The following is a 12,911-nucleotide window of genomic DNA, read 5'->3' on the forward strand; positions in this document are numbered from 1 at the left end:
CCGCGTTTCCCAGCCTGACAGTCGCAACCTGGTCGGTTACCCGCACAGCCGGCGATGCGGTCATCCGATATGGCTCCGCGGCGGTCGTCCCGGCGGCGAAGGCCGTGTCAGACCAGGCCGAGTCCGCGCAGGTCGCTCGCGTACCTGGTGATCAGGCCGGCGCGCCCCACCTGACTGCACCACTCCCGCCCCAGCCCACGCTGCTGGGCCAGCTCCTTCGTATACCGCTTCAGAGCCTCCTCTTCCGGCCAGTGCCGGTCCGCAAGCTCCACGAGCTCAGGCGCATCGACACGCCTGAGAACTGCGAACGGGACCTGCTGGCCGGGCATCACCGCAGGCAACACACACCGCCCGGGCCCGGCAGGGCGCACAGCTCGCGGTCGTTCCAGACGCCGGGCCTCGCACTTCGCGCCCGGGAACAGCAGTCGCAATTGTGTCGGTGCAGGAAAGGCCAACACGGTGTCCGTCTCGCGTTCCTCGCGCACCGCCAGCAGGCACACCCGGCACAACCCGTCCACACCCAGATGCCGCAGCCGAGGGACAGGTGGCTCGCGAGCAGATCTTCGACGGACTCCTCAGCCGACTCGACGGAGAAGCCTCCTGATGGCCCGTTTCCGGTGATAGGGCCAGGCCATCAGCTCTGTGACCAGGGTAGAAGTTGAAGCAGTCCCACCGAGGTTTCCTCGTTTGCCGAGGCGTGGACGGCGCGGACTGTCCAGCGGCCGGTCGGTATCGGGAGGGGCGCCTGCTCGGGCAGACCGCCGCCGTTGGGGTACTCGACGTCCAGCTCGTTCCCGGCGGTGACAGAGTCCATGAGCACTGCCGGACCGTCCGTCTCCCACATACCGCATTCTTCCCACTCGGTCGTGGGGTCGGTGAGGACGGCTCTGGCGGCGGCGATCAGATCGGCATCCGAGTTGGCTCCCAGCCAGCGGACGAAGACTTGGTGTTCCGGCAGATAGCAGGTGGTGGCGGGTTGGTCCGCCAGGACAAGCCCTCGCGGGCCGGCTCCGCCGACGGCAATCACTCCCGCCAGACCGTCCACCGCGCAGGCGCGGTCGTAGTCGTCCGGGACGTCCCCGTCACCGATGACCAGTCCCGACTCCGTGCAACCATGCCATCCGTCCAATATGGAAACTGGTATGGCGATCAGAGGGCCGCCCATCGACTCGACCCAGGTGAGGGAATGCTCGGATGAACTGGCAGCGGCGGATGAGGAAGTCTCCATGGCGCCAGTGTCTCCCCGGCCACTGACAACGCTTCATCGGGCTGCGAAGCAACACCCCTGATGCCTCGCCGCGGACCAGCTCAACGTTGATCGCATCGGAGCGGACGGGCATGAGGCGGGGCCCTGCCCCCGGTTCAGCACGACCAATGGCTTGACACTGAAGTTTCGCCATTCTCGTGATCGGCTACTGGGTTGCGGGTGACGGTGTGTGAGGTTGGCTGGTCGTCAGGGGTTGGTGGGTGGGCCGACCCAGAAGCCAGGCACGGAACGCACAAGCGCGCGTCCCAGCCACCCAGTTGCGGACCGTGAAGAGGCATCATTCCGGGGCCAGACCCTCATGGTGCGCCGAGGCTGACCATGCCTGGCCGTTGCCGTTTCGACCCGGTTGCGAAAACGCGTCAGCCTGTGGGCGTGCCGATCTGGTCGCGTTCCAGGACGGAACGCAGCTCCGAGAGGGCTTGCGCGGCGGCTCTCAGGGGGGAGGCCTTGAGTGCATCCGCGGTCAGCTCGGCCAGCCGCTCGGTAAAGGTCCCTTCTGCTGCGTCGACCAACTGCAGGCCGTCGTCGGTCAGGGCCACCAGTGAGGACCGGCGATCGGATGGATTCGGCTGCCGGACGGTCCATCCTTGCTTCTCCAGACGGTCGATGGTCTTGCTGGTCGCCCCGATGCCGATGGCGAATTCGGCGGCGAGGTCCGCCACGCGGGACTCGGGGTTGTCGCGCAGGTAGCGCAGGGCCTCGAACTGTGAGGTGACGATCCCGTGCCGGTCACGGAGACGGTCGTTGAGGGCGTTGTACAGACGCGTCTCGCATCGGACCAGGTCAGCGAAGAAGCCCGGGAGGTCGACCGTGTCACTGCTTGTTTTGGATGCCACGGCATGTAGTTTACGATACATGCCGTGGCATATAGTGCGGCGGAATGCACTTACGGCAGGAGACGAATGATGAGCAAGGAACAGCGCGCGCAGGTCGACGCAATGCTGCGGCAGCCGCGACCTGAGGGCCCCCGGTCGGTCGAGGCGATCCGAGCCGGATTCAAGGCGTTCATGGCCCAGATGATCGTGCCCGACAGCATCCGCACCGCGCAGACAACGCTCGGCAACCGACCCGCACTGCATGTCGAGCCGGACAACGGGCCGCACGCCGGGACGATCCTGTACTTCCACGGTGGCGGCTGGGTGTACGGCTCGCCCGAAAGCGTGCTGTCGCTGACGGGACACCTTGTTGCCAAGACCGGCTTCGGGGCGTACTCGGTGGACTACCGGCTTGCCCCCGAGCACCCGTTTCCGGCCGCGATCGACGACACACTGAGCGCCTACCGTGCCCTCCTCGACAGTGGCTTGGACCCTTCGACCATCGCGTTTGCCGGGGACTCGGCCGGCGGCGGCCTCACCGTCACGACCTGCCTGGCCGCCCGCGACGCGGGACTCCCGCTGCCCGCCGCTATCGTGACGTTCTCCCCGGGCCTCGACGCCACCCGCACGGGCGAGAGCATGGACACCAAGGAAGGCATCGACCCGATCCTCACCCGCAAGTCCGTCGAACACACCGGAGCGATGTACCTCGCCGGGCAGGACCCGCGCCAGCCCATGCTCAGCCCAGCAGTCCTCGCCGACCTGACCGGCTTCCCCCCGATGCTCATCCAGGTGGGCACCAACGAGATCATGCTGGACGACTCCACCCGCCTGGCCGCGCGTGCAAGGGCAGCCGGAGTGGACGTCATCCTGGACATCACCGCCGATGTGCCGCACGTGTTCCAGTCGTTCGCCGGTGTTCTCGACGAGGCCGACCAGGCACTGGACCGCGCAGCCCTGTTCCTCACGCAGCACGTCCACATCCCCGACACAGCAGCCGCGTCAGCCGGGTAAATCTCGGAGCCGTCTGGCGATCCAGCAGGCTGGGTGGCTCCGAGCTTCGCAGTGAAAAGACGGCAAGGGAGTCGACTGTCCGCAGAAGCAGAGCGGGCCGTGGTGGCGGACGAGAATCTCCGTGTCAGGCCAGTTCGTGCGGGCGTGGGAGAGGGTGCGCGGTGACGGCGCCCCGGTGGGCTGGTCCGGACGCGGTGCGGCGGATCGGGTCATACGCGGTGTCCGCCCTTGCCGGAGGTGGCGGATGCGCCGCGCGTCGTGCGTGGCCGGACCGGGGAGGTCCAGGTGCCGGTGACCGTACCGTCATCCCTGTTGATCGTGCTGGAAGTCCTGCGGCCGTGCTTCACCGCCCCCACGTTCACGACGATGGCGGCGCTGGTCACCGTGGTGCTGTCGGGCACGGTCCGCGCACCGTCACCGGGATGCGGCAGGCCGCCGGACTGGCCGGGGAAGCCCACTGGTCGCGAGCGCACCGCTTCTTCTCACGGGCGGTGTGGGACCTGGACCTGGTCGGACTCGCCGTGGCCCGTGCGGTCGTGGCTCGCTTCGTGCCCCGGGGCGCGGCGGTGACCCTAGCGGTGGACGACAGCTTGTTCCACCGCTACGGAAAGAACGTCCAGGGCGCGAAGTACCAGCACGACGGCTCTGCCAAAGGACGCGACAGCATCGGGCGCGGCAACTGCTTCGTGATCATCGGGATCGTGGTGACCGTGCCGTTCCTGGCCCGTCAGGTCTGCCTGCCCGTCCTGTTCCGCCTGCACATCCCCAAGACCAGCACCTCCACCACCGCGCAGGCCAGAACCATGGTCGACCTCTTCGCTCAAGCCCTGCCCGACCGCGTCGTCCACATAGTGGGCGACGCCTTGTACCGGAGGCCGGCCTGGCGTGACCGGCCCGCTCGGGTCACCTTCACCACCCGCCTGGCCGCCAACGCGGTCCTGTACGGACCCCAGCCAGCACGCACCGGCAAACGCGGACACCCCGCCTGGAAGGGCGAACGCCTGGGCACCGCTGCCGAGATGGCCGTCGGCGCGACCTGGACCCGTGCTCGCGTGACGCGCTACGGCGTGACCAAGGACGTGGACCTCGCAGTGATCGCCTGCCTGTGGTGGGGCAGCCTGCACCGCACCCCTGTCCGCGTGGTCCTGGTCCGCGACCTGGACGAGATCCGCCCCTGCCTCTCGCCTTGGCCAGCACCGACCTGACCACCAGCGGCGAACATCTTGTGGCCCGGTACGCCTCCCGCTGGTCCATCGAGCAGTCGATCAAGGACGGGAAGAACCTCCTGAGCGCGGGCGATGCCCAGAACCGTCTACCCGCCGCCGTCGAACGCACCACACCCCTGGGACTGGCGAATCTGACCCTCGTGGTGCTGTGGTACGACCACGCTGGCCACCCGGCGCTGACCTCAACTCCCGCCGTCAGGACGCCCCCGGGTACTGCCACAAGCGCCACGTCTCCATCGAAGACAGAGTCGCTCAGTGAGCGACGCGTCGCATCCGGTGGGCACCATGACCTGTATGGGGTGCGCACCGACGATGCGGTGCGTAGCTCACTACATTGCTCGATGCGCACCTGATGGAGATGGGCCGGGGGGCGCGCAGCTCAGGCCGCGAGCCAGTAGGGAGTCCAGCCGCATCCGATCTGAGTGCCGGCGCCGAAGCCTCCGCTGCCGTTGCCGTTCCACCGGTACAGGCATCCGGAGCCGGAGTTGACGGCGACCAGGTCTCCCACACCGTCTCCAGTGGTGTCACCCATGCCACTGATGGTTCGCTGCCCTACATAAGCGCTCCAGCCGCATCCGACCTGGGTGCCGGTGGCGAAGCCTCCGCTGCCGTTGCCGTTCCACCGGTACAGGCAGTTGTTGCTGTCGTTGATGGCGACAAGGTCGGCGTTTCCGTCGCGATTGAGGTCACCGGCACCGGTTATCTGGCCCGCGTACGAGCCCCAGCCGCATCCGACTTGGGTGGCGGCGCCGAAGCCTCCGCTGCCGTTGCCGTTCCACCGGTACAGGCATCCGGAGCTGGTGTTGACGGCGACCAGGTCGCCGTCTCCGTCGTTGTTGAGGTCGCCGGCCCCCGCAAGCGACAGGGCATAGAGGCTCCAGCCGCATCCGACTTGGGTGGCGGCGCCGAAGCCTCCGCTGCCATTGCCGTTCCACCGGTACAGGCATCCAGAGCTGGAGTTGACGGCGACTAGGTCGCCGCGCCCGTCACTGCTGATGTCACCGGCTGCGGTCAGCGTCTCGTAGTAGGAGCCCCAGCCGCATCCGACTTGGGTGGCGGCGCCGAAGCCTCCGCTGCCGTTGCCGTTCCACCGGTACAGGCAGTCCGAGTCCCAGTTGACGGCCGCGATGTCGCTGATGCCATCGCTGTTGTAGTCATTGCGCTTGTCGGCGATCGCCGCGTTCGCGGGTGAGGTGCCGAACAAGGCCACGAGGACGCCGACTGCGAGGAGTGAGAGCAGCCGCCAGAGCGCCGTCCGGTGTTTCCTCCCGGGTGTGCGTCTTTCCATGATTCCTCCCCTACGTGCCGTGCCGCCGGACCGGCAGCACGATTGCCAGATTTCATCAGCCGCCGGCTGGCCTGTCGTTACGGGAGAGCGCACAGGTCTTTAGTCTGCGTGCACTGTCGTGGCCTGCTGGCGGTACTGGCGTGGGGAGAGGCCGAAGGCGCTCCGGAAGGCCTGGCTGAAATACGCGGGGCTGGCAAACGCCCAGCGGGCGGCGATCGCGTGGATTGGGCGGCCAGCCAGTCGCGGGTCGGTGAGGTCGCGCCGGCACTGTTCCAGGCGGTGTTCGCGGACCCATCCGGCAACGGTGTGTCCGTCCTGCTGGAACAGCTTGTGCAGGTAGCGCAAGGAGATGTGGTGGGCTGTAGCGATCGCGTCCGGGGTCAGGTTTGCATCGCCCAGGTTGCGTTGGATGAAGGCATGGATCTGGGCCATCAGCGCGCGCTGCCTGGTGTCGGGTGGCACTGTGCCTGTGCTGTCCAGCGCCTCGGCGAGCGCCATGGTGAGCACGTCGAGGGTAAGGGCAGACAGTCGGGCAGTGTCGGACGGGCTGAGTTCGTGCAGGTGCCGGGCAAGCTGCAGCAGGAACTGGGATGAGAGCGCTCCGATGCCCTGCGCACCGGGAATGCGAACGCCGCTCAGACGCCGCAGATCCCTCTCTGGCAACGGCAGCAGCGAGCGCGGGAAACGCAGGAGCAGCAGCTGGTGCGCTGGAACGGTCGGTGCAAACTCGGCCCGGTAGGGGCGCGAGGTGTCATGCAGAATCAGATCCCCAACACCCTGATCTGCGCTCTGTCCGTCTTTCGTGATCACGCCGCCGCCGCTCACAATGCAGGCGAGCTTGAGCACCCCGGTATCTGCTTGGCGAATCAGTTTGGGAGTACGGTGCACCGAGTGCGGCATCGTGGTGATCAGTGTCGCCTGCACCGGGCCGAACTCGCTGACCCCGACCTGTGCTCGGAATCGCCTCTCCAACTGCGGGTCGCAGCGCAGGTCAAAGGGCACCCAGAGCTTCGCGTGCATCTCGCGCCAGAAAGCGAACCGTTCTGCCGCCGCGACCTCAGCAGTGCTGACCACGTCCATCAGCCCAGTGTTGTCGCGGACGGGTCAGTCGGCATCGCCCGAACAAGCCGAACGCCCCGGTGGTCTCGGGCGAAGCGGCTCCTCACGTACGGGCCGCCCACTGTCCACGGAGGCCTTGGAACCGATGCTCGGGCCGTTGCCCTGCGGGCAGAGTCCGCGCCCCGACGGTGAGCACGCACCCCGTCGCCGCGCCGCGTTTCCCCTGAACCGGCGTGCTGCGTGCAGCATTCCACCCAGTGTGGCAGGAGCGAAATCTCCATCCCCGAACGCTCGGCGCGGGGTCCGTCATCCGGTGGGCGCTCTGATCGCGGTTGCGGTCTGCGCGGTGATGGCCGGAGCACGGGGATTCACGGCGATCGGCGAGTGGGCCCGGGACGCCGTACCGGCGGCCATGACACAACTGGGGCTGACACGGGGTTCGGTGGACGAGTCGACGCTGCGGCCCCTGTTCGCCAGGCTGGACGCGGAGCGTCTCGACGCGCTCTTGGGGACGTGGGCGATGACGAGGACCACGCTGGTCGCAGGCCGGCGGGCGATCGCGATCGACGGCAAGACCGTCCGGGGGGCATGCGGCGGCGACGCCTCGGCACCGCACCTGGTCGCCGCGCTCGCGCACCGGTCGGGAGCGGTGCTCGGCCAGGTCGCGGTGAGCGAGAAGAGCAACGAGATTCCCGCGGCCAGGGAACTGCTGAAGGTCCTTGGTCTGGACGGAGCTGTGGTCACGATGGACGCGCTGCACACTCAGCACGCCACCGCCGCGCTCGTGACCGGGGCCGGCGGTGACTACGTCCTGACCGTGAAGGCCAACCAGAAGGGCTTGTATGCGCGGCTCAAGGCTCTGCCATGGGCTCAGATACCTGCTGTGACCAGGACGGATCGAGGACACGGGCGTCGCGCCACCCACACGGTCAAGGCCGTCGACGTACCGGTCTGGATCGACTTCACCGAGGCCGCCCAGGTCGCTCGACTGCGGCGCACTGTCACCAGGACAGGCCGACGGACAGTCGAGATCGTCTACTTGATCACCAGCGCGGACGCCCGCACCGCACCCCCCCCGAGGTCCTGGCCACATGGGTGCAGTCGCACTGGGAGATCGAGAACCGTCTGCACTGGGTCCGCGACGTCACGTATGACGAGGACCGATCCCAGGTCCGTACCGGCAACGCGCCCCGCGTCATGGCGAGTCTCCGCAACACGGCGATCACCCTCCTCCGCCTCCACGGCCACAAGAACATCGCTGCCGCCCTACGACACCACGCCCGCGACATCGACCGGCCCATCAACCTCCTCCTGACCGCATGACCAACGACTTTGCCGGAGCCCTGGTTGCGAACTGGCGTGTTGACACGATCTCCCGCGTACCCATGAGCTGGAAAGCGCCCAGGACGTCGAAGTACCGGCTGCCGTCGTGGCGGAGGAGGGATTCGGCCAGTTCAGCGGGAAAGCGCTGCCGCAGAAGGGCTTGCGCGGCGTCGATCGCTCCTTGATCCGCAGCCGGAGGCAGCGAGGCAAAGGTTCGCGGTGCGTGTGCGGCGAGCCAACTCTCAAGGCGGTCCCATGAGCTGTTGATGGGCCTCGGTGTCATGCGTCCCCATGACGGCACCGGCACCAGTTGGGTGCCGGTGCCCTCGAGGATTTCAGCGTGGAACCCCCCATGGAGAAGGAGCATCCCAGTGATGGGAGAGGAACCCAGGCGGAGAGACGCGAGCCGCCGCTTTCAGTCGAAGGCACCCGCGCCAAGCTGAAACGCCTGGTCAAACTCGGGATCCTTGCCGAGGCCGACACCGGCAACTTCGCCCGGAAGTAATAGCCGACACAACCTCCGCCAGCGGCCTTGTTCCCACCTCAGCCAGAAAAGGACATCGCGTTACGAACCGCCCGCTTACGGGAGCGATGCTCTCTCCGCCCACCTCTGACGGGCCGTAGGCCCTTCGCTTGCTGCCGGGCCCGCGGACACGCACACCGCGCGGGGATCACTGCCAGAATGTGTCGCCGTGGGAGGCCGACGCGGGCCGGAATTGGGCGATGACCTCCGCACGTGACGTCCACTGACGGCCGACCTCCGACCGGTGCAGCTCACGGCTCATGGCGTCCGCGACATCGACCTCGGCCGCCGACCGGGTCTGCAGGCTCACCAAGCGCGGGCGGATGGTGGTCAACTGCGACGTTTCGCCCTGACCATTGGTGACGGCGGCGACGCGGCCGTCACCGTCCACGGCTGCGACCGTGCACAGAACGAAGGGGGAGCAGCCGTCCTCTGGTATCGACTCGATGATGATCAGGTCTCCCACCTCTGCCAGGGGCGCGACGAAGGGCCGCGCCAGCGCCACTTTGCGCGAGCGGTCGGCAGCCCTGCGTTCCGCATCGGCCGAGCAGGCGTGCACGAGGCCGATCGCGCCGAGGGCCATGGAGATCATCCCAAGGACGCCGACGCCCTCGCTCAGGCACCAGACGCCGATGATGAGGCCGGTCACGCCTCGGAGGTAGGAGTTCAACGTGCTGATAGGCATGGACATGCAGCCTCCTCGGGCAGGCGGACCGACCCTGGGCTCGGAGTACCGGAACGGGAGCGCCAGGACAGCTACGACATTTGCCGCCCCCGGCCCCGAAAGCATCGGGGAAACCACTGAACTGTCCACGTAGCCGCAGGCCCTGCCACGCGGCACCGGAGCCGGCGGAGCTCGCACAGTGCGGGTTCCGCGCGGCGGATCAACTGCGACAGGCGGAGAAAACGGCGGGGACGGTTTGCCACGGGAGTGTAAATCGAACGGCGGATCCGACGATCATGAGAGAGACGTCAAGTGGCTGACACCGCCGTGGAGTTGGAAACCGTGGAGCCTGTCGAGAAGGACGTGTCCGGGCCGCCCGTGCCCGTGTCGGACGAGCAGTTGGTGGCAATGCTGGTGGAGCGGGCCCGGTCGGAGGGACTGCAGCTGACCAAGCGGGTCCTGGAGTCCGCCCTTGAAGGTGAGATCACGGATCACCTCGGCTACGAGAAGCATGAATCAGCCGGCCGGGGCCGTGGCAACTCCCGCAACGGAGGCCGGGCCAAGACTGTGCTGATCGATGTCGGACCGGTGGAGGTCAAGGTCCCGCGTGACATGTCGGGCACGTTCGGGCCGCAGATCATCAAGAAGCGGCAGCGCCGGCTAACCGGGGTCGACGAGATGGTTCTGTCACTGTCCGCGAAGGGACTCACGCACGGCGAGATCGCCGCCCACCTGGCCGAGGTCTACGGGGCCGAGGTGCCCAAGCAGACCATGCCCTCCATCACCGACAAGGTGATGGAGGGCATGGCCCAATGGCAGAACCGGCCGCTCGACCGCGTTTACCCCGTTCTGTTCGTCGATGCGATCAACGTCAGGATCAGAGGCGGGAAGGTCGCGAACCGTCCGGTCTACGTGGTGATGGCCGTGACCGTGGCCGGCACCCGCGACATCCTCGGCATCTGGGCCGGCGACGGCGGCGAGGGCGCCAAGTACTGGCTGCACGTGTTCACCGAGCTCAAGAACCGTGGCCTGGACGACGTGCTCATGCTGGTCTGTGACGGGCTCAAGGGTCTACCCGAGGCCGTGGAGCCATCTGGCCTCGCACGATCGTCCAGACGTGTGTGGTGCATCTGCTGCGGAACTCGTTCCGTCACGCCGCCCGTCAGGACTGGGACAAGGTCGCCAAGGCTCTCAATCCCGTCTACACCGCACCCGGCGAGGACGCAGCCACGGAACGCTTCCTGGAGTTCCAGGAGGCACGGGGCCACAAGTATCCGGCGATCGTGAAGCTGTGGTCCGACGCCTGGGCCGAGTTCGTGCCCTTCCTCTCCTTCGACGCCGAGATCCGCAAGGTCATCTGCAGCATGAACGCGATCGAGAGCGTCAACGCCCGCATCCGCCGGCGGTCAAGGCCCGCGGACACTTCCCCAACGAGCAGGCCGCCCTGAAATGTGTCTACATGGCGATCATGTCCCTCGACCCCACCGGCAAGGGACAGGCCCGCTGGACCATGCGCTGGAAGACCGCCCTGAACGCCTTCGACATCACCTTCGACGGCCGCCTTTCCGCAGCCCGTCAGTAACTCCAACAACCCCAGTTACACCGCTCGTTTGACAGACCCCCGTTACGGTGTGAAGCGGCTGTGCACCATCCTGGGCATCGCACGCTCCAGCTTCTACTACTGGCGCGATGGCCGCGGACCGGGCCGCCTGGCAGGCCGCCGACGCCCGCCTCGCCGCCCGGATACGGGCCGTGCACCCGGAAGCTGTAGTCGCCCGCACGTCGCTGATCACCGGCGACAAGGCGGTCGTGTGAGGCATGGGGTTCTTGTCCCTGTCGGCGGGGCGTCGTCGCCCCGCGTGCCGTGGTGGGGAACAGGTTCCTGACGCCGGCGGTGGCTCCCCAAGGCGGCTTCTGCCAGACGGAAGATCGTCTCGGGAAGGGCCGGTCAGAGCCCTGTGGTCACGCCCCACGGAAGGGCCTCTCCCGAACGCAGGTGGTCCTTGAGCCACAGCTCGGTGTTGCTGACGTGCAGCAGGGCGGCGGCCTGGCTGAGGGAGGCGTCGCGGACGGACAGGGCCCGGAAGATCGCCTCGTGTTCGGCGAGGGTCCGGCCGGAGGCCTGGGTGTCGACCAGGCCGCGCCAGATGCGGGCGCGCAGGGTGCGCCCGGAGATGCTTTCCAGGAGCGTGAGGAGCGTTTCGTTGCCGGTGGCCGAGACGACGGCGCGGTGGAACGCGGCGTCGTGAGCGTTGAGCCGTTCCACGTCGTCTTGGGCTTCGCGCATGGCGTTCAGGTGCTGCTCGACCTCGGCCAGCTGCTCGTCGGAGATCCGGGTGGCGGCCAGCGCGGTGGCGACCGGTTCCAGCAGCCGCCGTACCTCCATGAGGTCCTGCAATGCGGCGGAGTCGCCCTGCAGCAGTTCCACCGCACCGCCGAGCCCCTCCAGCAGCAGGCTCGGCTGCAGGCTGGTCACGTAGGTGCCGTCGCCCCGCCGGACCTCCAGGATCCGGGCGACGGCCAACGCCTTCACGGCCTCCCGGGCGAGGTTGCGGGAGAGGCCCAGCTGAGCGGCCAGCTCCGGTTCCGGCGGGAGTTTCGAGCCCGGCGGCAGCGCTCCGCTGCGGATCAGCTCCCGGATCTGCGCTATGGCCTTGTCCGTCAGAGACACCGCGCGCTCCTTCCGGGCCCGTGCGCCGCGGGCACGTCCGACCTGATGAGTCCCTGGGCGCGGAGATCGTCCCAGAGCCCGTCGGGAACGTACCGGCTGTGGAGTTCTACGTTCCGTACGACCTGCTGCGGATTTCGCATACCGAGGGTGACGTTGATGATACTGCGGTGGGTGTAGGGGAAGGCGATCGCGGCGGCGGGCAGGGTGGTGCCGTGCGCCGCGCAGACGTCGGCGATCGCCCGAGCGCGGTCGAGCAGCTCCGGCGGGGCCTCCTGGTAGTCGTACTTCATGCCCTCGGTGGGGTGGTCGCGGGAGAGCAGCCCCGAGTTGAACACGCCGACGGCCACCACGCTCTTGCCGAGTTCCTCGGCGGTGGGCAGGACGTCGTCCAGTGCCGACTGGTCGAGGAGGGTGTAGCGGCCGGCGAGCATGACTACGTCGGCGGCGGTCTCGCGCAGGAAGCGGGCGAGCATGGCGGACTGGTTCATGCCGGCGCCGATCGCGCCGATCACTCCCTGGTCCCGGAGCTCCGCCAGGGCCGGCATGGCCTCCTCCGCCGCCTGCCTCCAGTGGTCGTCCGGATCGTGCAGGTAGACGACGTCCAGGCGGTCCAGGCCGGTGCGCTCCAGCGTGTCCTCGATGGAGCGGAGCACCCCGTCCCGGCTGAAGTCCCACTGCCGGCGCAGGTCGTCGCGCACCACGAAGCCCTCGGAGTCGGTGCCGCGCGGGTGCTCGTTGGGCACGAGCAGGCGGCCGACCTTGGAGGAGACGACGTACGCGTCACGTGGCCTGCCCGCCAGCGCCGCCCCCAGACGGCGCTCGGAGAGACCGAGCCCGTAGTGCGGTGCCGTGTCGAAGTACCGGATGCCCGCTTCCCAGGCCGCCTCGAGTGCGGCCTGCGCGTCGTGGGCCGGGGTGACTCTGTAGAGGTTGCCGATGACGGAGGCCCCGAAGCCGAGTCCGGTGAGCTCGACCGGGGTGCTCGCGACCTTCCGGCGCCCGATGCTGTGCGGTGTCAACTGTGCTCCTTGGGAAGCGGCGACGGCGTGAGCGCTCATGGG

15 protein-coding genes and 2 pseudogenes are annotated in these 12,911 nt (G+C 68.0%); 8 read left to right on the forward strand and 9 right to left on the reverse strand.

Translation table 11 applies throughout. The features are described 5' to 3' along the window. Positions 1-107 precede the first annotated feature (107 nt). The 3 genes from ACFYRX_RS44070 to ACFYRX_RS44080 all read right to left on the reverse strand — a co-directional run bounded on the left by ACFYRX_RS44070 (position 108) and on the right by ACFYRX_RS44080 (position 2,103). A complete protein-coding gene (locus ACFYRX_RS44070; protein ID WP_389112718.1) occupies positions 108-272 on the reverse strand; it encodes a hypothetical protein in 165 nt (54 codons plus the stop codon). Positions 273-634: 362 nt separating this feature from the next. After that, complete coding sequence (locus ACFYRX_RS44075) at positions 635-1,228, reverse strand: Imm21 family immunity protein (RefSeq protein WP_389112720.1); 594 nt, start codon at positions 1,226-1,228, stop codon at positions 635-637. Positions 1,229-1,626: 398 nt separating this feature from the next. Further along, positions 1,627-2,103, reverse strand: a complete 477-nt coding sequence (locus ACFYRX_RS44080) for a MarR family winged helix-turn-helix transcriptional regulator (RefSeq protein ID WP_389112721.1) — start codon at positions 2,101-2,103, stop codon at positions 1,627-1,629. A gap of 69 nt (positions 2,104-2,172) precedes the next feature. On the opposite strand from ACFYRX_RS44080, the gene ACFYRX_RS44085 reads away from it, so the two are divergent. Beyond that, positions 2,173-3,096 (forward strand): alpha/beta hydrolase, encoded by a 924-nt coding sequence (locus ACFYRX_RS44085; RefSeq protein ID WP_389112723.1) that lies wholly within the window; start codon positions 2,173-2,175, stop codon positions 3,094-3,096. 209 nt (positions 3,097-3,305) lie between these two features. Here the strand turns inward: ACFYRX_RS44085 and ACFYRX_RS44090 are convergent, their stop codons facing one another. Beyond that, positions 3,306-3,497 (reverse strand): hypothetical protein, encoded by a 192-nt coding sequence (locus ACFYRX_RS44090; protein ID WP_389112724.1) that lies wholly within the window; start codon positions 3,495-3,497, stop codon positions 3,306-3,308. 21 nt (positions 3,498-3,518) lie between these two features. On the opposite strand from ACFYRX_RS44090, the gene ACFYRX_RS44095 reads away from it, so the two are divergent. Beyond that, the gene (locus ACFYRX_RS44095; RefSeq protein ID WP_389112726.1) at positions 3,519-4,301 is read left to right on the forward strand and encodes a transposase; all 783 of its coding nucleotides are present in this window, start codon (positions 3,519-3,521) and stop codon (positions 4,299-4,301) included. Then, the gene (locus tag ACFYRX_RS44100; protein WP_389112728.1) at positions 4,283-4,675 is read left to right on the forward strand and encodes a hypothetical protein; all 393 of its coding nucleotides are present in this window, start codon (positions 4,283-4,285) and stop codon (positions 4,673-4,675) included. Before ACFYRX_RS44095 ends, ACFYRX_RS44100 begins: the two co-directional genes overlap by 19 nt. A gap of 26 nt (positions 4,676-4,701) precedes the next feature. On the opposite strand, the gene ACFYRX_RS44105 is transcribed toward ACFYRX_RS44100, so the two are convergent. Together ACFYRX_RS44105 and ACFYRX_RS44110 are read right to left on the reverse strand one after the other, a co-directional pair. Beyond that, positions 4,702-5,610 (reverse strand): FG-GAP repeat domain-containing protein, encoded by a 909-nt coding sequence (locus tag ACFYRX_RS44105; RefSeq protein ID WP_389112729.1) that lies wholly within the window; start codon positions 5,608-5,610, stop codon positions 4,702-4,704. Positions 5,611-5,709: 99 nt separating this feature from the next. Then, positions 5,710-6,690, reverse strand: a complete 981-nt coding sequence (locus ACFYRX_RS44110; RefSeq protein WP_389112731.1) for a helix-turn-helix domain-containing protein — start codon at positions 6,688-6,690, stop codon at positions 5,710-5,712. Between the two features lie 124 nt (positions 6,691-6,814). On the opposite strand from ACFYRX_RS44110, the pseudogene ACFYRX_RS44115 reads away from it, so the two are divergent. The 3 genes and pseudogenes from ACFYRX_RS44115 to ACFYRX_RS44125 form a co-directional block, all read left to right on the forward strand. Then, positions 6,815-7,669 (forward strand): annotated as a pseudogene (locus ACFYRX_RS44115) (ISAs1 family transposase); the annotation flags it as partial. Between the two features lie 95 nt (positions 7,670-7,764). After that, positions 7,765-7,992, forward strand: a complete 228-nt coding sequence (locus tag ACFYRX_RS44120; protein WP_389112733.1) for a hypothetical protein — start codon at positions 7,765-7,767, stop codon at positions 7,990-7,992. Positions 7,993-8,344: 352 nt separating this feature from the next. Continuing rightward, a complete protein-coding gene (locus ACFYRX_RS44125; RefSeq protein ID WP_389112735.1) occupies positions 8,345-8,497 on the forward strand; it encodes a hypothetical protein in 153 nt (50 codons plus the stop codon). 166 nt (positions 8,498-8,663) lie between these two features. On the opposite strand, the gene ACFYRX_RS44130 is transcribed toward ACFYRX_RS44125, so the two are convergent. Then, positions 8,664-9,164: a hypothetical protein gene (locus tag ACFYRX_RS44130; protein ID WP_389112737.1), complete on the reverse strand. Its 501-nt coding sequence runs from the start codon at positions 9,162-9,164 to the stop codon at positions 8,664-8,666. Between the two features lie 423 nt (positions 9,165-9,587). On the opposite strand from ACFYRX_RS44130, the pseudogene ACFYRX_RS44135 reads away from it, so the two are divergent. After that, a pseudogene (locus tag ACFYRX_RS44135) lies at positions 9,588-10,761 on the forward strand (IS256 family transposase). A gap of 107 nt (positions 10,762-10,868) precedes the next feature. Next, the gene (locus ACFYRX_RS44140) at positions 10,869-10,994 is read left to right on the forward strand and encodes a hypothetical protein (protein ID WP_389112739.1); all 126 of its coding nucleotides are present in this window, start codon (positions 10,869-10,871) and stop codon (positions 10,992-10,994) included. Positions 10,995-11,127: 133 nt separating this feature from the next. Here ACFYRX_RS44140 and ACFYRX_RS44145 read toward each other — a convergent pair whose 3' ends face one another. Both ACFYRX_RS44145 and ACFYRX_RS44150 read right to left on the reverse strand, forming a co-directional pair. Then, positions 11,128-11,850: a FadR/GntR family transcriptional regulator gene (locus tag ACFYRX_RS44145; RefSeq protein WP_389112741.1), complete on the reverse strand. Its 723-nt coding sequence runs from the start codon at positions 11,848-11,850 to the stop codon at positions 11,128-11,130. After that, a complete protein-coding gene (locus tag ACFYRX_RS44150) occupies positions 11,841-12,908 on the reverse strand; it encodes an aldo/keto reductase (RefSeq protein ID WP_389112743.1) in 1,068 nt (355 codons plus the stop codon). The genes ACFYRX_RS44145 and ACFYRX_RS44150 overlap by 10 nt, the downstream gene beginning before the upstream one ends. Positions 12,909-12,911 lie beyond the last annotated feature (3 nt).

Origin of the sequence: Streptomyces sp. NPDC005374 (genome assembly GCF_042872225.1) — a bacterium.
Lineage (GTDB): Bacteria > Actinomycetota > Actinomycetes > Streptomycetales > Streptomycetaceae > Streptomyces.

Coding starts and splice junctions, on each gene's coding strand:
- ACFYRX_RS44075 (WP_389112720.1), bottom strand. CDS start 1,228: ATGGAGACTTCCTCATCCGCCGCTGCCAGTTCATCCGAGCATTCCCTC.
- ACFYRX_RS44085 (WP_389112723.1), top strand. CDS start 2,173: ATGAGCAAGGAACAGCGCGCGCAGGTCGACGCAATGCTGCGGCAGCCG.
- ACFYRX_RS44095 (WP_389112726.1), top strand. CDS start 3,519: ATGCGGCAGGCCGCCGGACTGGCCGGGGAAGCCCACTGGTCGCGAGCG.
- ACFYRX_RS44105 (WP_389112729.1), bottom strand. CDS start 5,610: ATGGAAAGACGCACACCCGGGAGGAAACACCGGACGGCGCTCTGGCGG.
- ACFYRX_RS44110 (WP_389112731.1), bottom strand. CDS start 6,690: ATGGACGTGGTCAGCACTGCTGAGGTCGCGGCGGCAGAACGGTTCGCT.
- ACFYRX_RS44125 (WP_389112735.1), top strand. CDS start 8,345: ATGGAGAAGGAGCATCCCAGTGATGGGAGAGGAACCCAGGCGGAGAGA.
- ACFYRX_RS44140 (WP_389112739.1), top strand. CDS start 10,869: ATGGCCGCGGACCGGGCCGCCTGGCAGGCCGCCGACGCCCGCCTCGCC.
- ACFYRX_RS44150 (WP_389112743.1), bottom strand. CDS start 12,908: ATGAGCGCTCACGCCGTCGCCGCTTCCCAAGGAGCACAGTTGACACCG.